The organism is Enterococcus sp. DIV0802b (genome assembly GCF_050543535.1).
In the GTDB taxonomy this organism is placed as follows: domain Bacteria; phylum Bacillota; class Bacilli; order Lactobacillales; family Enterococcaceae; genus Enterococcus_D; species Enterococcus_D entomosocium.
The window spans coordinates 1,255,629-1,274,909 of sequence record NZ_CP172941.1; the positions used below are offsets into that span (position 1 = coordinate 1,255,629).

A 19,281-nucleotide genomic window follows, 5' to 3' on the forward strand; every position below is an offset into this window, starting at 1 on the left:
TTTTTGATTTTCTATTAGTCATAATGAAGATAATGTGCTATAATACAAAGTGTAGTTTTTGTTACGGTAAATTATGGTAGCTTGTTTCATCTTAAACATCTTCCACATTTTCACCTTATACAAGTAATTGCAAAATATGTGTATAAACACAAGGAGGATTTTTATTATGGAAACAGGTACAGTTAAATGGTTTAACTCAGACAAAGGTTTTGGATTCATCACTGCAGAAAACGGTAACGATGTATTCGTTCATTTCTCAGCTATCCAAGGCGAAGGCTTCAAAACTTTAGAAGAAGGTCAAGCAGTGACTTTCGATATCGAAGACGGACAACGTGGCCCTCAAGCGACTAACGTTAACAAAGCATAATTAGTGAATGCCTTTTAAGAGCAGCTTAGCTGCTCTTTTTTTGTGCGCGAGATAGTTGCTTGCAGACAAAGGAGTTGTTATACTCTTAAAAAAAGGAGGCACATTTATGGGATTGAATGAATTTATTCTCGGATTGGCTAATTTAGAGAAGATCCAACGAGCGCCGGGTTTTTTTAAGTTTACTGAGCACAGTGTAGCTGCTCATTCATTTCGAGTAACGATGATTGCCCAGACCTTAGCTGATATCGAAGAAAAGGCGGGGAATCAAGTCAATTGGCAAATTCTCTACGAAAAAGCCTTGAATCATGATTACACTGAACGTTTCATCGGTGATATCAAAACGCCGGTCAAATATGCGAACAAAGAATTGCGGGCAATGTTATCAACCGTTGAAGAAAAAATGACCGATGCCTTCATCGAAGAAGAAATTCCAGGAAGCTTTCAAGCAACGTATCGCAGACGCTTAGCGGATGGCAAAGACAACAGCCTTGAAGGGCAGCTATTAGCAATTGCGGATAAGATCGATCTTTTGTATGAATCTTTTGAAGAGATCTCAAAAAGCAACCCAGATAAAGTATACAAAGAAATGTTTCGAGAGGCCGTTTTAACCGTCAAAGAGTTTCAGCATCGTCCGTGTGTCACTTATTTCTTTGAAGCCATTTTTCCAGAGTTACTAAATGCAGATTTTTATGGCAAGACTGCTTTTCTAGAAGAAATCGCGGCTTTGGTGGAAAAATAACCCAAACGAAAAAACGAAAAATCAAGAAATGATCCATCTCAAGGGCTTCAATGAAACAAGTGAGGGGATCAGGTTTGATTTTTCGTTTTTTTGTTGGATTAAAGCAAAGATTCTGCTCCATCAATATAGACTTCCGTTCCAGAAATATTGCCGGCAGCCTCTGAAGATAGAAAAAGCACAAGGTTGGCGACTTGTTCTGGCACGCCTGTTTCTTGCTTTAATGGTCGAGAACGTTCTGGATATTTGACGGGGATCTCAACGCGAGCAACCTCTTCTTCAATTTCTGTGCTGGCATCGATATTCGTCGCGATCGCCCCAGGGCAGATGGCATTGACCCGAATATTATAACCAGAAAGTTCCAGCGCAGCCATTTTTGTAAAGGCGACTTGACCTGCCTTAGACGTACTGTAAGCAGTCGCACCAAAATTGCTGAAGATGCGGTTTCCATTGACTGAACTCGTAATGACAATGCTGCCACCGTTCGTTTTCATAAAGGGAATGGCTGCTTTGACGGTAATAAAGGTACTACGTAAGTTTGTGTTGATCGTCTGATCCCATTCTGCCACTGTCAGCTCTTCGATCGGTGTCCAGGTACCGTTGATGCCGGCATTGACATGGAGTACATCGAGACCGCCTAGTTCTTCTACAAGACCACTTATTGCTTCTTGCAGCTTATCCGCTTCAGTGACGTCAACAGCTCGATAATGGGCTTGTGCTTGATAGTCAGCAAGAAACTCCTGCAGCTCTTCTTCGTTGCGATCAATTAACCCAACAAGTGCGCCCTGTGCTAGAAATTGTTCTGCCACCGCTTTTCCAATCCCTGAAGCAGCCCCCGTTACAATCACTCGTTTGTTTTTGAAATCATTCATTTTTTTCGCCTCCTTACAGTAAATTATAAAAAAGATCCCTTTTTTTGTCGAAAAAAGCGATCAGCGAACAGCAACAAACTTCTTCAGCTAGGAAACGCCAATGGTTGGTTTTCTAATTTTACCTCCCGAGAACCCTCTTATCTAGTGGGAAAACAGATGTAATCGCCATTGATTTTGTAGTATAATGCAGACAGTGTGCAAGGAGGAATACAATGAAACCCATATACGCTGTGGTGGATCTTGAAACAACAGGAACCGATTCGACGATTGATCGAATTATTCAATTTGGCTGTGTCTTAGTCCAAGATGGCAAGATCATCAATCGTTTTGCCGCAGATATCAACCCTGACCGCAGAATTTCTAAGCAAATTCAACGATTGACACACATCACAAACCAACAAGTAAGCAAAGCGCCATATTTCGAAGACGTAGCTGATACGATCTATAACTTACTCAGCAACACGATTTTTGTGGCGCATAATATTTATTTTGATTATCATTTTTTAAGCAATGAATTTGTGCGTTGCGGGCTACCGCCTTTATCACTTCCCGGAATCGATACGGTGGAATTGGCGCAAGTGTTTCTACCAACAGAAAGCAGCTTTCGTTTAGGCGATCTGGCAGATAGCATCGGCTTTCGTCATGATAACCCGCATCAAGCTGATAGTGATGCAGAAGTGACCGCAGCTTTATTTTTGTATATTGAAGCGATCATGCGAGAACTGCCCCGAACGACCCTTAAACAAATTGCGCTTTTAAGCGGTCAAATGGGCATGCAAACGAGTGACTATATCCATGGAATCTTAAAAGAAAAAGGCCCAGAGTTGGCAGAAGATTTAGAAGTGATCGACGGTATCGTCTTGCGGAAAAAGACCGTCCCGCTTTTTGAATCTACGCATTTTCAAGAAACGTATCCGAAAGTTAAAACGGAAAAAGAACAGCGCTTTGGCCAGCACTTAGTCTATCGGAAACAACAAGCACGCTTGATGAATGCAGTGTATACGCATTACACCCAGCCAGAGAAAAATCTGATCATTGAAGCAGAAACAGGCATGGGGAAAACCATTGGTTACTTGTTTCCAGCCGCCTATTTAGTGACACCAGAAAATCCGTTGATCGTTAGTACCTCTTCAATTCTATTGCAAAATCAAATCATCAACAAAGACATTCCTTTGGTAAACCAAGTACTGCAGCAACCTTTGCAAGCAGTTTTGGTCAAAAGTCATCGTCATTACATTGATTTGCAGCGTTTTAAAGCGACCCTTGATCAACCGATAGAGCAAAAGCAATATGCGCAATACCAAATGGGGATCTTAGTTTGGCTGACTAAAACAGAAACGGGGGATTTCGATGAATTGAACTTGGTTCGACTTGATCATCCTTTATTTACCGACATCCGCCATCGCGGCGTTGCTTTTTTAGCCAAAGATCAACCCTTCTATGAACAAGATTTTGTTCGACATTTATATAAGCGGATGGCGCAAAGCAATGTTTTGATCGTCAACCATGCCTTTTTGATGCAGGAAAACCGGCGAGCGCAGCCACTGTTGCCAACGAGTGATTACTTATTGATTGATGAAGCCCAACAGTTGCCGCAGCAAGCAGAAGGCTTTAGTCAACATGTCTTTGACTCTGCTCACTTCAAGCGGCAGTTTTTACAGCTAAATGAAGAAGGGCTATTTGAAGAAATTGCCCAAATCATTACCGAGGATGACTTTCTGCAACGGATGTTCTCGTTGTATCGAAACGCGTTGTCGATCTTGGTCGAAACACAAGAACAGTATTTTCGCAGTTTGTCGATCGATGCGCCAGAGCTACAAGTCGTGCACCATGACGACCTCTATGATGGCACGTTAGAACAAGACAAGCTGCATCAGAAATTGAGCCTTTACTATCAAGAAATCAATGAGATCCAACAACAGTTGCGTCAGCGATTCGAGTTGACCAATGATCGGTGGTATGCAAGACAACGAATCGTGATTGCTCGTTTGTTTGATTTCTTTGGTCAAATGGAAACCCAGGAACAAACGGTGACCGCATGGTTGACTTGGTGGCATCCTCGTTACGTTCATTGGTTGAAAAAGCATCCCCAGTCAGGAAATGCTGTGATTGAATTAGCTGATCTAGAAGGGCATTCGATCATGGAAAGCACGTGGTATCAACGCTATCAGCACATCATTTATCTTGGGGGGACATTGAAGATTCCAGGAAATAAAGAATATTTTGCCCATCAGATTGGCTTGACCGATGTGCCAGTCAAAACGATTCCCGCTTTTTATGACTACAGCAAACAAACTCGACTCTATGTAGTTAAAAAAGGACTCTCGATCCAACAAGCATCAGCTGCCGAATACGCGGATTATTTAGTCGAAGCGTTAGTCCCAATTTTGTTTGACAATCCGCAACCAGCGCTTGTGTTGTTTACGGCGCACGAAACTTTGAAAAATGTCTATGATCGATTGAATAAAAAAGCCCTGCATTACGGCAGAGAAATCGTTGCTCAAGGAACTGGCGGAACCCGTGAGAAAATCTTAAAGAAATTTTTATTAGCGGAAAATGGCATCTTATTAGGGACTAGCAGTTTTTGGGAAGGGGTCGACCTACCAGGTCAGGCCTTGAAGATCGCTGTGGTGACTCGCTTACCTTTTGAGAATCCTAAGCAACCTATGGTCCAAGCACGGCATGCCTTCTTGGAAGCAGAAGGCATCGATTCTTTCAAAGAAGATGCCTTACCTAAAGCGATTCTACGGCTACGCCAAGCGTTGGGGCGCTTGATCCGTTCTGAAGAGGATACAGGCGTGATGGTCGTCCTTGATCGACGCTTGTTATCAACGAAGTATGGCAAACGGATGGTCAAAGGTCTACCTAAAAACTTACCTCTGATTGAAGCTAGTCCAACCGAAATTGCCGAAGATATTCAACATTTTTTTGCGCAAGAGGAAAAAGCGGCGGTTGATTTTGAAAAATGAGTCGAACATCTGATATAATGAGTTTTATTTAAGATTGGAGTACGAAGTGTGAAAACAAAAGACAAAGAACATCGGCGAGTGATTATTTTGCTGAGTGCGATCACGGTTTTACTGGTCGTTATTCTCTTCGCTTCTATTTTCTATCTCCGTTCTTCTCGTCCAATGCGGCAAGCAAGAAACGAAGCGATCGAAATAGCAGAAAGATACACCGATTTAGCAGAGGTCGAACAATTTTATTGGTTCACCCGTGAGGAAACATCTTTTAGCATTGTTGGAAAAGATACGAATAACAATGAGATCGTCGTGATCATTCCTAAAAGCGGCGAAAAGGTTTCCGTTTTTAATCAAGGGGATGGATTGACGGAAGCACAGGCCAAGGCCTTCGTTCGCGACAACCATCAAGGGCAGGAAATCCAAAAAGCAGCATTGGGTATTTTTAAAGGCGAGCCCGCTTGGGAAGTCATGACTAAAGACGACCAAGGCCGCTTGAACTATTATTTGATTGGTTTCAAAGATGGAGAAGAAATCAAAGCGGTCACTGAACTATAAAAAGGCGCTTTTGATAGACAGAAATTTGGATCGTAGGAAGGATGATAAACATGGTACTTTCAAAAAGAGCAGAAAAATTAGAACCCTCCGCTACGTTAGCGGCATCTGCTAAGGCAAAAGCATTAGCAGACCAAGGTGTAGACGTATTAAGTCTAACCGTCGGTGAGCCCGACTTTATTACCCCGAAGAACATTCGCCAAGCAGCGATTGCAGCGATTGAGAGCGGCAAAGCTAGTTTTTATACAGCAACTGCTGGGATTCCAGAGCTAAAACAGGCGATTCTTGCTTATATGAAAGAGTTTTATGGTGCTGACTATGATTCAAACCAAGTGATCGTGACAGATGGCGCGAAATTTGCTTTGTATACGTTGTTTCAAGCGCTTCTTGATGAAGAGGATGAAGTACTTATTCCAGTTCCTTACTGGGTCAGTTATGCGGAACAAGTCCGTTTAGCAGAAGGGACACCTGTGTTTGTTGAAGCTAAGCAATCAGCAGATTTTAAAGTTTCTGTTGCTCAATTAGAAGCCGCTCGTACAGAGCAAACGAAAGCCATCATTTTAAACTCGCCTGCCAACCCAACAGGGGCGATATACTCAAAAGAAGAATTAACGGCAATCGGCAACTGGGCAGTGGAAAATAATATTTGGATCATAGCGGATGATATCTATGGTCGTTTGGTTTATAACGGCAATACCTTTACATCAATCGCTAGTCTATCAGAAGAGATCCGCAAACAAACCATCGTGATCAACGGCGTTTCTAAAACCTATTCTATGACTGGGTGGCGGATCGGATTTGCTGTCGGCGATGCAAAAATCATCAAAGCGATGGTCGATATCGCTTCCCAAGCTACCAGCAACCCGCCGGCTGCTAGCCAATACGCTGCAGTTGAGGCACTGACTGGTAATCAAGAATCGATCGAAGTGATGCGTCAGGCCTTCGAAGAACGCTTGAACAAACTATATCCGCTAATTGCCGCTATTCCTGGTTTTCAGGTGACGAAACCCCAAGGCGCTTTTTACTTGTTCCCAAATGTCAAAGAAGCCATGACAATGTGCGGCTATCAAACCATTGATGCCTTCGTAGAAGCTTTACTAATGGAAGCCCACGTGGCAGTAGTGACTGGTGCTGGTTTTGGCACACCGGATTATTTACGGATCAGCTATGCAACTGATTGGGACACGTTAGCGGAAGCTACCAAACGAATCCATGATTTTGTTGAAAAGAAGCGCCAAAAAGCTTAAAATGCTCTATGGTGCCTTTATTAATTAGATAGGAGAGAATCAAGTGGAATCTATTCAAATTTTAGATGCAAAAAAACACGTTGGCGAAACCGTTCAAATCGGAGCATGGGTTGCTAACAAACGTTCTAGCGGCAAGATCGCCTTCTTACAACTTCGCGACGGAACAGCGTATTTCCAAGGAATCGTTGTAAAAAGTGAAGTAGGTGAGGAAGTTTTCCAATTAGCGAAAAATTTAAATCAGGAAACTGCCGTACTGGTCACTGGGGAAATCAGGGAAGACAGCCGCTCAAAATTTGGCTATGAAATTGGCATTTCTGGTTTAGAAGTTGTTGGGGAAAGCCATGATTACCCAATCACACCAAAAGAACACGGAACAGATTTCTTGATGGACCATCGTCATTTATGGTTGCGTTCCTCAAAACAACACGCCATCATGCAAATCAGAAACGAAATCATCCGGGCAACGTATGAATTCTTCAACAAGAATGGCTTCATCAAAATCGATCCACCGATCCTAACCGGATCAGCACCAGAAGGAACGACCGATTTATTTGAAACCAACTATTTCGATCAAAAAGCATATCTATCTCAGTCCGGTCAATTGTACATGGAAGCTGCCGCTATGGCGTTTGGCAAAGTCTTTTCTTTTGGACCAACCTTCCGTGCCGAAAAATCAAAGACACGTCGTCACTTGATTGAATTTTGGATGATTGAACCAGAAATGGCCTTTATGCACCAAGAAGAAAGTTTAGAAGTCCAAGAGCAGTACGTGGCATTCTTAGTGCAAAATGTGCTCGATAACTGTGACTATGCGTTAGACGTCTTAGGTCGTGACCGTGAAGTCTTGAAAAAATACACCAAATTACCATTCCCACGAATCTCTTACGATGATGCAGTGGAATTATTACAAAAGAACGGCTTTGATGATATTCAATGGGGCGATGACTTTGGCTCACCACATGAGACCTTTATTGCCAATTCATTCGATCAGCCCGTCTTTATCTTAAACTATCCAAAAGCCATCAAACCTTTCTATATGAAGCCACATCCAACGAGAGAAGATGTCGTGATCTGTGCCGATATGATCGCACCAGAAGGCTATGGCGAGATCATAGGTGGTTCTGAACGTGCCATCGATCATGAATACCTCCTAGAGCAAATCCGCGCCCATGGCTTGGACGAAAACGAATACTCATGGTATTTAGACCTACGCAAGTACGGCTCAGTTCCTCACACCGGCTTTGGACTTGGACTAGAACGGACCGTTACCTGGTTATCAGGAATCGAGCACGTAAGAGAATCCATTCCGTTTCCACGGTTGTTGAATCGGATTTATCCGTAAAAAAGATAAAAAGTCAGCTTGATTTGAAGCTGACTTTTTTTGATTTCTTAAATGTGATGAATAAGATTACTGCTCATTGACTGATGCTAATGAAAGAAAAGCTCAAAAACAGTTAGAGTAATATAACGGTTTTGTTACAATTATTTTCTTTTCACTAATAATCATGTAAAATAAGAACTAATGTGAAAATAGAGGGTAATTATGAAAAAAAATTTTTTTGTTTCATTATCAAAAGAAGTATATTTATTTTTAGTTCGTCTTTGTTCCTTAGGGAAAAGGCGTAAAAATGATAAAATCATTTTTCTTGTCAGTTTTCCTTCAACAAGCAACTACGTTTTGGAAGCTCTGGCTGAAGCCTATGGTGATCGACTGATAATTTGTTACACCAGAAATGCGCGACAAATGGTTTCAGTATTTGAGAAACAAGGATTTAAGAGCTATCTTGTGGATTCCTTTGCAATCCTTTGTTTAAAAGTCATACCGATACTAAAGAAGTCAAAATTGATCATTTGTGATAATTACTTTGCTTTTTTGGGTGGTATGATATTAGATAAACAAACGAATGTTGTTCAAATTTGGCATGCCAATGGAGCAATTAAAAAGTTTGGTCTTCAAGCACAGTATGCAAAAAATGCTGCTCCTGCGGATCGTCGGCGCTATCAGAAAGTTTATAATAAATTTACTCATTTTGTAGTAAGTTCACCCACAATGGCAACGATTTTCAAGGATAGTTATAATATTGATCCGATCTTTCTAAAGTTCGGCTATCCATTAACTGATTATTACTATCAATTAGATGATGAAACAATAACTTATCAAAAAAACGCTTTGCTAGAGGATATGAACAAGAAAATCGCTCTTTATTTACCTACCTACAGAGAGAATACCGATGATAATAATCCCTTAGATTTTGATTCTATATCAAATCAATTGAATGAAGATTGGGCATTATTCATTCATCCACATCCACATGATAAAAAGATGATAGAATTAGCAAACCAATACCCAGAATATTTTATTAAAGATGATAAGGACTACGATTTAAAAAATTTAATAGCAATGGCGGATTGCTTGATTACAGACTATTCTTCAGTACCTTTTGAATATTCTTTAGTAAACCCTCGTGGGAAGATCATTTATTTCTGTTATGATTTTGAACTGTACGATGAAATTGTCGGAATTCAAGAAGAGTTTAAGAAAGATATAGGTTCTTCCATTGTGAAATCCTCCGAGGAACTTTTTTCCAGTATAGAGACGATGGGAAATGAGGATTTGTCAGATTTTAACCAAACTTGGAATACGTATGTTTCCGGGCGCGCCATTGACTCTTTTTTAGAATGGATTGATAAGCAATATGAAATCTGAAAATATAATGGGCGTTTTAGTTGATCCAATCACTTATGGAGAAGTGGTGGATGATTTGGCACGCTACATCGATAGTGATAAGAAAATGACTATCATTAGTGTAAATCCGCAGATTATTACTGAAAGCAGAAAATACCCAGATATTGTAACGTTTATCAATCAGAGTACCCATCGGATACCTGATGGCGTCGGAGTGGTACTTGTTTCAAGATTAACTGGCGGAAAGATAAAAGAAAGAGTTACTGGTTACGATTTAATGGTAAGATTGCTAGGTTACGCAAATGAAAATAAAATGAGTGCTTTTTTTTATGGCGCAAAACCTGAAGTGTTGACTGATGCACTAAAAAATATTAATAATCAGTATCCCGACCTAACAATTGCAGGAGCGATAGACGGTTATACGACTCTGGGTGATGAGGCAATTGTCAATCAAATAAACGCTGTGAAGCCCGATTTTGTTTTTGTGGCGCTAGGGTTCCCCAGACAAGAACGGTGGCTTGCCCAAAATATGAATGCGATACACGCTTCTGTTTTTCAAGATGTTGGTGGGAGCTTTGATGTTTTGAGTGGTCATGTAAAAAGAGCCCCTAATTTTTTTATAAACCTTCACTTAGAATGGTTGTATCGCTCGTTAAGTAATCCGACCAGATTAGGAAGAATTGCGCAATTGCCTGTTTTTTTAGTTAAAAGTATCTATTGGAAGCTGGTGAATAGAAGTGATCAAAAGAATAATTAGTTTTTTTTATCGAATACTATTTAATTTTATAGCATCTATTTTTCCAGTAAAAAAACAAATGGTTATATTCGAAAGTTTTAACGGGAAAATTCCTTCTGATAATCCTTTAGCGATCTATCAAGAGATGATACAATCGATTGATTTTGCAGATTGGACTTTCTACTGGAGTATAAAAAAAGAAAGTTTGTCAGAAGCGAAAGAAAAATATCCTGAAATGTTTTTTATCTCACGTTTTTCCTTTAAATGGCTTTTGTTAATGCCAAGGGCTAGTTTTTGGATCTTTAACTCCCGTTTATCTGAATGGCTTAAAAAAAATAAGCAGACAATTTATTTGCAAACGTGGCATGGTACGCCCCTTAAAAAATTAGGAGCAGATATTGATAACGTGGTTATGCCAAATACTGATACGCAAAAATACAAAGCTGGCTTCTACAAAGAAAGTAATCGGTGGGATTACTTGATTGCCCCAAATGAGTATTCAAAAAATATCTTCAAGACGGCGTTTGGTTTTGAAAATACTTTCTTAGATATTGGTTATCCAAGAAATGATGTTTTAGTACGTTTCAAAGATGATGATAATACAATTAGTCAGCTTAAGAAAAAAATTATTGGAGATAGAAAAGGGCATGTTCTATTATATGCACCGACCTGGCGGGACGATTATTTTATTTCAAAAGGAAACTACAAGTTCTTTATGCCATTTGAATTGAGTCAACTTACTTCTAGAATGAATAAAGACGATACATTGATAATTCGACCGCACTATTTAGTCAAAGAATCTATTGTAATAGATGGCTATGAAGACCAAATCAAAATATGTTCGGATGAGGATATTAATGAGTTATATTTAATTAGTGACTGTCTCATAACGGATTATTCTTCTGTAATGTTCGATTATTTGATATTAAAAAAACCGTTGATTTTCTATCCATATGATTTAAATCATTATGAAAATGGAATCCGAGGATTTTACTTCGATTATAGTGAAGTACCAGGATCTATCTGTTTAGATGAACAATCATTCTACCAGGTTATAGAAAAATTTTGTCGTCAAACTATTGATTCAGAATGTTCGGATACGAAATATCTAGAATTCTATAATAAATTTTGTTCTTGGGAAAATGGTGATGCTGCTAATAAGGTAGCTGAACTGATCAAAGAATGCAATATAAGGGGATAACACATGAGTGCTTTAAGTAATGTGAAAACGATATTAAGTAAAGTAGTGACTAGTTTTGTTTCAGAAAATGGCAAAATTGCCTCATACTATATAAAAGCGAGTAAAAAGAAAATACAAAAGAACACGATCCTTTATGAAGTTCGAGATGGGCAATCAATCGTAGATTCTCCCTACGCAATGTTTATGCATTTAGTAAAAGATCCCGAATATGCTCATTTTCATCATATCTGGGTTATCAACGACTTAAATTATCCCACAGTAAAACGTATTAAGGCAGAATTCGACAATGTTGAATTTGTAGAAAGAAACTCAAAAAGATATTTGCTTTGGCTGGCAACAGCAGAGTATCTAATTAACAATGCTACTTTCCAGTCAATTTTCTTAAAGAGAGAAGGTCAAACATACATAAATACTTGGCACGGAACGCCTTTGAAATATATGGGATTTGACATTCCTGGTAATCCAGCCCATTCTCAAAATGTTGTACGAAATTTTTTAATGGCTGATTACATCTTGTCACCTAACTCACATACAACAGAGATTTTCTCAAAAAGTTATCGTTTAGATGGCTTATTTCCTGGAACGATTTTAGAAGGCGGATATCCAAGGATCGATAGGACGAATACTATCAATCGAGAAAGTATAAAGAAAGAGTTAAAGAAGCTAAACTTAACTTATAATGATCGTTTACCTACAATTTTATATACACCGACTTGGAAAGGATCATCCATCTTAAATCCCTCGAATGATAAAGAGCAGATCGTTAAAGAAACCATTTTTTTGAAAGAACATTTTAAAAATCAGTACAATGTATTGGTTAAAGTACATCCATATATTTATCGTGAATTAAGTAGAGATGAAGAGATTCGCTCAATACTTATTCCGGACTACCTAGATCCTAATGAAGTTTTGTCTATTGTTGACTTATTAATAACAGATTACTCTAGTATATTTTTCGACTTTTTAGTAACTGATAAACCAATTATTTTTTATGTTTGGGATCGAGACTTATATGAAGTGGATAGAGGAATGTATTTAAAAGAAAGTGATTTACCAGGACCAGTTGCTGAAACAATAGATGATCTTATTCGGTTAATAGAAACAAAAGCGTATTCTACTGAGCAACATCGGGAATGTTACCAATTGATGAAAGAGAAATTTTCCAAATATCAAGATGGTAAAGTTACAAAAAGATACATCGAAAGAATATTTAATAATAAAAGAACGAAAAGAATTGAAGAAGTTATTCTAAGAAACGATTTAAATAAGCTTATTATTTATCCTGGCGGAATGAAAAATAATGGTATCTCAACTAGTTTTATCAATCTTACCAATAATCTAGACTTCAATAAGTATGATGTTTCCATTATCCTCAACAAACCAGTTTCCGACGAAGAAATCAGTAATTTAAATAAAATCAATGAAAATGTTCGAATGCTTTTTCGTCCTGGAAGGACCCTTTATTCGAGAAGTGAAATATTGAGAGACTTATTTATTCAGGCGTTCACTTCGAAAAAAGTATGGCGTTTTGTCCTTCCGAAACAAGCGTACAAGAGGGAAGCAACTAGAATAGTTGGGAATGTTCATTTTGATGCTGCGATTGATTTTAGTGGCTATAGTTTTTTCTGGGCAAAAACTATAGCGTTTATGAACAGCGATAAGAAAATTATTTTCCAACACAATGATTTATTAAGTGATTCAAAAAAAATAATCAATGGAAAAGCCCCACACAAGAAAAATTTACCAGCTGTTTTTTCAATATATTATCTTTATGACCGCATCTTAAGCGTATCGAAAGAGACTATGGAAGTTAATAGACGAAACTTAAGAAGATTTATTAAAGATGATCAACTTGGTTTCACTATAAATACTATCGATACTAGAAAAATCCTAAATGATGATTTTGTTTCTAAAGATCATAATATAGTAAGTAATGAAGTAGTGGAATTTCGATATAATGCAAGAATCAAAAAAGAGGGTTTTTATAAAGTAGCAAAAAACTTAGTTTCATTAAAAGACAATTCCTTTTTCAATATATTGATTTCTGAAAAAGACACTATCTTCGTAATTGCTTCAACGAGAGTTAATGTTAAGGAATATGTAAAGATTACGTTGAATGGACTATATACAGGATGGATAGACGGTAAAGATGTTGATCCAATTAATCACATGATTGAATTAGATACTGTTGTAGATAAATACTCATCAATTGCTACCGTCAATTGTGACAATGATGCAATGATTTTTAAGTCATTAAACAATTTAACTGAATTTCGCTCACCACTAAAGATGCTTGACAAAACTTATGTTTATATAAGTAAGCGAATCATATTCAATGATCAAAGATTTTGCTTTATTGAGAATAATACTGGCGAAGTTGGCTGGGTGAATCAAAGTAGTCTTTCTAATTTTCATGACACTAAAGGACTTAAGTTTTTAAAAAATTATTTTCTTAGAAAAAATAAATCAAAAAACATAAATCTGTATGATTCATTTGCAATGGAGTTTGTAATTGGAACAGTTGCTAAGAATCCCATTGTAGCATCTCTTGCTCCTGAAATAGATTCTGAAAGTGAACATTTAGTTTTGGAAAAACAAAAGGGTAGGGTTATAAGTTTTTCTAAGCAAGCAAGAATTGCTGATAAGATTTACTACTGCACTAATGATTTTAACAATCAGTCTCTTTGGGTTGAAGAGGATGATTTAATAGGAATTTCTGATATACAAAGTAATGAATATATTTTCAATAAAAATTATCGGAATGAATTTACTGATAACAACCAACGAACAGAAACTGAATTACCACAAACATTAGATAATTATTTTAATTTAGTCAATATGGGAAGATTATCACCTGAAAAAAATCAGATCAGTTTAATTAAAGCAGTTAAGACCGTACTAGGTAAACAGCCAAATATTCGCCTATTTATTATAGGAGATGGCCCTTTAAAGAACGAAATGCGTCAGTTGATCTTGAGCTTAGACTTAGAAAAAAATGTTTTTCTTTTGGGACATCAAGAAAATCCATTTACAATTATGAAGCAGTGTGATCTTTTTGTTTTCCCCTCAATTTACGAAGGACAACCAATGGTCTTACTTGAAGCATTAACTTTAAAACTTCCTGTTTTAGCCACTAATATTCCGGCAAATCTATCGGTCCTCAAAAATTATGCTTCGGAATATATTGAAGGATTTTCTTCTGAAGATATTTCTAGCGCTCTGTTTAAAAAAATTAATAATTTAGAAATGAATTTAATTTTTAATCCCGAAGAATATAATGATAAGGCGTTAAAAAACTTTTATACAGAAGTAAATTAAAAATGAATTTAAACTGTAAGAAAAAGTGGCTATATTATAGAATAATTTACAATTTGTATTGTAGAGAAAGGTGCTTATTATGATAGCAAAAAAGTTCAAGAAAATTAAATTGAGAAATTCTGAGCAATTATCATTATGGTTTTCTGAAGAATATAAAAAAAATGATGTTGATTCATCAACAATTTTTTACGAATCTCGAGATGGAAAAAATATGATTGATTCTCCCAAAGCAATATTTGATTATCTAATTGGGGATCCTATGTTTGAAAAATATCATCATGTGTGGAGTTATGTTCCCACTGAAATTGGATGGGGTAGAATAATCGAAAAATTTTCTAATATGCCAAATGTTTCTTTTATAGAAAGAAACACTCGCGAATATGTATATTATCTTTCAAAAAGTAAATATCTTATAACTAATTCAACATTTCAATCTTTCTTTATACCTAAAGAAGAGCAAATTGTGATTAATACTTGGCATGGAACACCTTTAAAAAAAATGGGATATGACATTGAAAATGCAAATCCAGTAGGATCTCAGAATGTTGTTAGAAACTTTTTATTTAGTAAGTTTATTCTTAGTCCTAATGCACATACTACGGAAGTGTTTAAGAATAGTTTCCGATTGGACGGTATTTTTTCAGGTGAGATACTAGAGTTTGGTTACCCAAGAAATGATATATTGCAGAAGAAAGATAAATCTGTCTTGGAACAGTTGATTGAACGTGGAATGGTTATTGATTCTACAAAAGATGTTATCTTGTATTGTCCTACTTGGAAAGGTACCTCAACATTGAATCCGACAGATTCAATACATCAGATACTAGCGGAAACATCCTTATTAAGAAAACAAGTCGGGGATAAATACAATGTTTTAGTCAAAGTACATCCTTATATTTTTAAGCGAGCACAAGAAGTTGAAGAGTTGAATAATTACTTAGTTCCAGACGATTTTGATCCAAATTGTATATTATTAGCTACAGATATATTGTTGACAGACTATTCAAGTATTTTTTTTGATTTTTTAATTACAGACAAACCGATAATTTTCTATTCTTGGGATAATGATATTTACGATTCGACCAGGGGATTGTACTTTGATGAGAAAGAATTACCAGGACCGATTCTAAGTACGATAGATGAAGTGATTGAATCGATTAACGCAATTGAATCAGTGAAAGCTGAATACAAAGAAAATTATAATAGAGCAAAAGAAAATTTTGTTAAATATGAAGATGGCTGTGCAACTAAACGAGTAATAAATTATATATTCAAGGATCAAGCAGCTGGTTCTGGTAAAGTCGTAAAGTTAACAAATACAAAAGAAAAAGTTCTAATATATACAGGTGGAATGCAAAACAATGGTATTACTTCTAGTTTATTGAATCTCTTGAAAAATATAGACTACGATAGATACGAAATTACTTGTTTTATGGGCAATCCTAATACAAAAGAAAAACTGGAGAATGTGAATAGAATTCCGAAGCAATGTCATCTTATTTTCAAACCAGGATATGCCATCCTTACCCCGGAAGAAAGTAAGAATCTTAGAAAGTTAACTTCACAAAATAATGTAGATCATATTGATAGTTCAATGCTTCCTTGGGAAGGTTTTCGAAGAGAAGCAAATCGTATTTTTTCAAATAGTAAATTTGATGTTTCTATTGATTTCTCTGGTTATAGTTTCTATTGGGCAAAATATATTTTATCATCAGATTCAAAAAAGAAAATTTGTTACATGCATAGTGATATGGATGCTGATAGACAAAAAATAGTAAATGGAAGACAAGTTCATTTTAAAACCCTAGGGCAATTATTTAGTGTATATAATCGTTTTGATATGTTATTAGCTGTATCTCCAGTCATGGCCGATGTGAATAAAAACTCTCTGAAAAAGTTTATTCCAGAAGAAAAAATTAGCTATGTATTAAATTCATTAGATTTAGAAAAACTATTTAGTAATGATGATAGTACTAAGGAAGAAAAAAAACCTATTATAAAAAAAGTAAATATAGAATTAGAGTTAACAAATAAAATGGATATTCTCGTATGGGACACATTTCGTGAGAAATCTAGTAAAATGTATCCTTATAAGGATGATTTAAAAATAAAAGCTATAGCATCTGTAAAATATAAAAGTAAAGAGTTTTATAAAATCTTAATAGACGATGTTTATGTGGGATGGGTTGATGCACAGAACTATACTAAAAAGTATCCTTATTTACTTTCAAAGGAACCATATTCGTCGTATGGTTATATAAAAAGGCAAAAAAACAAGGTCTTTTGGATCGATCTTCCTACAAGTGATCTTAGTAAAAGATATGGAACGACCGATTTTTACAAATATTTGTATGTAAGAATTATTGAGAAAGCCACTTTAAGTAATGGAGATATCTATTTTCATATTATTGTTGATAATTATGTTAATGGATGGGTCTATTACAACGTTATTAACGAAGTACCAAGATTCAGTAAAATTAGAAGAGTCAAGAATATTATATCTAATTTAAAGAGGCTAGCTGATAAGAAAAAAAATCCTTTATTAACAATTAACGAAGAAGGTTATGTATCTATAAATAGTATAGATGGAAAAGATCCCTTCGATAAAGCGGCGAACAATAATTCAAATTTCAATTCTGTTAACTTAATAAACAAAATAGTTAAATATACTAAGATTATTAATAATTTTTATGGAACTTACTATCTTTTATTTGATGGCAGCAAAAAAATTGGTTGGGTAAATAAGAATAATCTGCGTTTTATATCAGATGATCAAATTGTTTCAGAAAGAAAAGTAAGAGTGGAGATATTATTGAATCCAGGAAACAATAAGTATACTGATTGTTTCTTAAAGAATCCTATTACAATTGATAAAAAAGAAACTATTATTGTTGATACTTTAATTGAATCCACTAAAGGGTCTTTCTTTTATGATGGAACTTTCTATTTTGAAACAAAAGATGTTGAGATAGTAAAAGAGTTTGGAAAATATGATCTACTTGGGAACTTCATTTTACTTCCAGATGAAAGTAATTATAATATTATTTCTATTGGAAGATTATCTGTTGAAAAGCAGCAAGATAAGCTTATTACTGCTTTTCAAAACTTCCAAAAAAAGGTTCCTAAAAGCAAATTGTACATCTTGGGGGACGGCAATTTAAGAGAAGAATTAATATCAATTGTTAAGGATAATAACTTAGAAGATTCTGTTTTTCTAATGGGACATGTTTCTAATCCTTTTGCAATACTGAAAAAGTGTCAACTTTTTACTTTAACCTCGGCCTATGAAGGTCAACCTATGGTTCTTCTTGAAGCTTTATCTTTAGGTATTCCGGTTTGCTCAACTAATATTCCAGCGAGTAATTATGTTCTTTCAAATGGAGATTATGGTATACTGGCATCCTCTAATGATATCAATGGGATAGAAAACATGTTATTGGAGTCTTATCATAGTCAAGACGAATTTAAGAGATTTGATGCAAATGAGTACAATAAAAAAGCTGTAGAGATGTTTTATGATAAAATTAGCATACTGTAAGTGACGTATTAAATAAATATATTTTAAGGAGTATCAATTATGAAGTATTTTGTATCTGGAGGCGCTGGTTTTATAGGGTCTACCATTGTCAACACGCTAATTAAAGAAGGAAATGAAGTCATTGTTTTAGATGATTTATCAATGGGAGATCTTCAAAATCTGAAGCAATCGAAAAATTTAACATTTGTTAAAGGTGATATACGAGACAAAGAAATGATTAAGGAAATATTTGAAAAAAATACGTTTTCGTTTATCTTTCATTTAGCAGCAATCGCCAGTGTCGCAGATTCAATTGGCAGACCATTATTAACACATCAAGTTAACATGGAGGCGACTCTAAATTTATTAGAGCTCTCAAAACAAACTCAGAAAAAACTAAAGAGATTTGTCTTTGCTTCATCTGCCGCTGTATATGGAGATGAACCTTCTTTACCTAAAACCGAAAATTCAAAGATAAAGCCTTTATCACCGTATGCTATTGATAAATATTCTTCGGAACAATATGTTTTACTTTATAATTCACTTTATGATCTACCTACTAGTGCTGTACGATTTTTCAATGTATATGGACCTAATCAAAACCCATCATCGCCCTATTCAGGTGTACTTTCTATAATAACGAACCATTTCAAGAAACTGAAAAACCATGAAAAAAATGTGTTTACCCTTTATGGTGATGGAAGTCAGACAAGAGACTTCGTCTATGTTGACGATGTCGTTCAAGCATTAAAAATTGTGTCAGAAAAAGAAGAGGCACAAGGTAATGTTTATAATGTTGGTACTGGTACTCCAAGTTCAATTAATGATGTACTGGATATTTTTAAATCAGAGACAGGTATAGAGCCAATCATTAAATATGAAAATGTAAGAAAAGGAGATATTCAAGACTCATATGCAGAGGTTTCTGAACTCAAAAGTCTTGGATTTTCACCTAAATACAATTTGAATAAAGGGATAGCTAAATATTTAACAAATGAAATGAAATAAGTTTTTCTGTTCTTTAGAGTTATTTTTTTTATTGTTGGGTTGGTTTCTCACTAAAATATCTGTTAAGATATTTTAGTG

The 19,281-nt window shown here is 35.9% G+C and carries 13 protein-coding genes; 12 read left to right on the forward strand and 1 reads right to left on the reverse strand.

Annotation, left to right across the window (positions count from 1 at the left end; all coding sequences use genetic code 11):
* Positions 1 to 166: 166 nt before the first annotated feature.
* Together IGJ12_RS06075 and IGJ12_RS06080 are read left to right on the forward strand one after the other, a co-directional pair.
* Complete coding sequence (locus IGJ12_RS06075; RefSeq protein ID WP_003126918.1) at positions 167 to 367, forward strand: cold-shock protein; 201 nt, start codon at positions 167 to 169, stop codon at positions 365 to 367.
* A 106-nt stretch (positions 368 to 473) separates the two neighbouring features.
* Complete coding sequence (locus IGJ12_RS06080; protein ID WP_008381147.1) at positions 474 to 1,106, forward strand: YfbR-like 5'-deoxynucleotidase; 633 nt, start codon at positions 474 to 476, stop codon at positions 1,104 to 1,106.
* 98 nt (positions 1,107 to 1,204) lie between these two features.
* On the opposite strand, the gene IGJ12_RS06085 is transcribed toward IGJ12_RS06080, so the two are convergent.
* Positions 1,205 to 1,975, reverse strand: a complete 771-nt coding sequence (locus IGJ12_RS06085; RefSeq protein WP_008381149.1) for an SDR family oxidoreductase — start codon at positions 1,973 to 1,975, stop codon at positions 1,205 to 1,207.
* A 212-nt stretch (positions 1,976 to 2,187) separates the two neighbouring features.
* Between IGJ12_RS06085 and IGJ12_RS06090 the strand changes: the two genes are divergently transcribed.
* The 10 genes from IGJ12_RS06090 (at position 2,188) to IGJ12_RS06135 (ending at position 19,203) form a co-directional block, all read left to right on the forward strand.
* Positions 2,188 to 4,944, forward strand: a complete 2,757-nt coding sequence (locus tag IGJ12_RS06090; protein WP_430619476.1) for a helicase C-terminal domain-containing protein — start codon at positions 2,188 to 2,190, stop codon at positions 4,942 to 4,944.
* A gap of 48 nt (positions 4,945 to 4,992) precedes the next feature.
* Positions 4,993 to 5,493, forward strand: coding sequence for a DUF5590 domain-containing protein (locus IGJ12_RS06095; RefSeq protein ID WP_005236934.1), 501 nt, complete (start codon positions 4,993 to 4,995; stop codon positions 5,491 to 5,493).
* 50 nt (positions 5,494 to 5,543) lie between these two features.
* Positions 5,544 to 6,737: a pyridoxal phosphate-dependent aminotransferase gene (locus tag IGJ12_RS06100; RefSeq protein ID WP_008381156.1), complete on the forward strand. Its 1,194-nt coding sequence runs from the start codon at positions 5,544 to 5,546 to the stop codon at positions 6,735 to 6,737.
* 43 nt (positions 6,738 to 6,780) lie between these two features.
* Positions 6,781 to 8,079 (forward strand): asparagine--tRNA ligase, encoded by a 1,299-nt coding sequence (asnS, locus tag IGJ12_RS06105; protein ID WP_005236932.1) that lies wholly within the window; start codon positions 6,781 to 6,783, stop codon positions 8,077 to 8,079.
* Positions 8,080 to 8,280: 201 nt separating this feature from the next.
* A complete protein-coding gene (locus tag IGJ12_RS06110) occupies positions 8,281 to 9,444 on the forward strand; it encodes a CDP-glycerol glycerophosphotransferase family protein (RefSeq protein ID WP_087664337.1) in 1,164 nt (387 codons plus the stop codon).
* Positions 9,434 to 10,180 (forward strand): WecB/TagA/CpsF family glycosyltransferase, encoded by a 747-nt coding sequence (locus tag IGJ12_RS06115; RefSeq protein ID WP_177900717.1) that lies wholly within the window; start codon positions 9,434 to 9,436, stop codon positions 10,178 to 10,180. Before IGJ12_RS06110 ends, IGJ12_RS06115 begins: the two co-directional genes overlap by 11 nt.
* Positions 10,161 to 11,360, forward strand: a complete 1,200-nt coding sequence (locus IGJ12_RS06120) for a CDP-glycerol glycerophosphotransferase family protein (protein WP_142424438.1) — start codon at positions 10,161 to 10,163, stop codon at positions 11,358 to 11,360. The genes IGJ12_RS06115 and IGJ12_RS06120 overlap by 20 nt, the downstream gene beginning before the upstream one ends.
* 3 nt (positions 11,361 to 11,363) lie before the next feature.
* A complete protein-coding gene (locus IGJ12_RS06125) occupies positions 11,364 to 14,678 on the forward strand; it encodes a CDP-glycerol glycerophosphotransferase family protein (RefSeq protein ID WP_430608741.1) in 3,315 nt (1,104 codons plus the stop codon).
* A 79-nt stretch (positions 14,679 to 14,757) separates the two neighbouring features.
* Positions 14,758 to 18,216, forward strand: coding sequence for a CDP-glycerol glycerophosphotransferase family protein (locus IGJ12_RS06130; protein ID WP_430619477.1), 3,459 nt, complete (start codon positions 14,758 to 14,760; stop codon positions 18,214 to 18,216).
* A 39-nt stretch (positions 18,217 to 18,255) separates the two neighbouring features.
* The gene (locus tag IGJ12_RS06135) at positions 18,256 to 19,203 is read left to right on the forward strand and encodes an NAD-dependent epimerase/dehydratase family protein (RefSeq protein ID WP_207463014.1); all 948 of its coding nucleotides are present in this window, start codon (positions 18,256 to 18,258) and stop codon (positions 19,201 to 19,203) included.
* Positions 19,204 to 19,281: the final 78 nt, after the last annotated feature.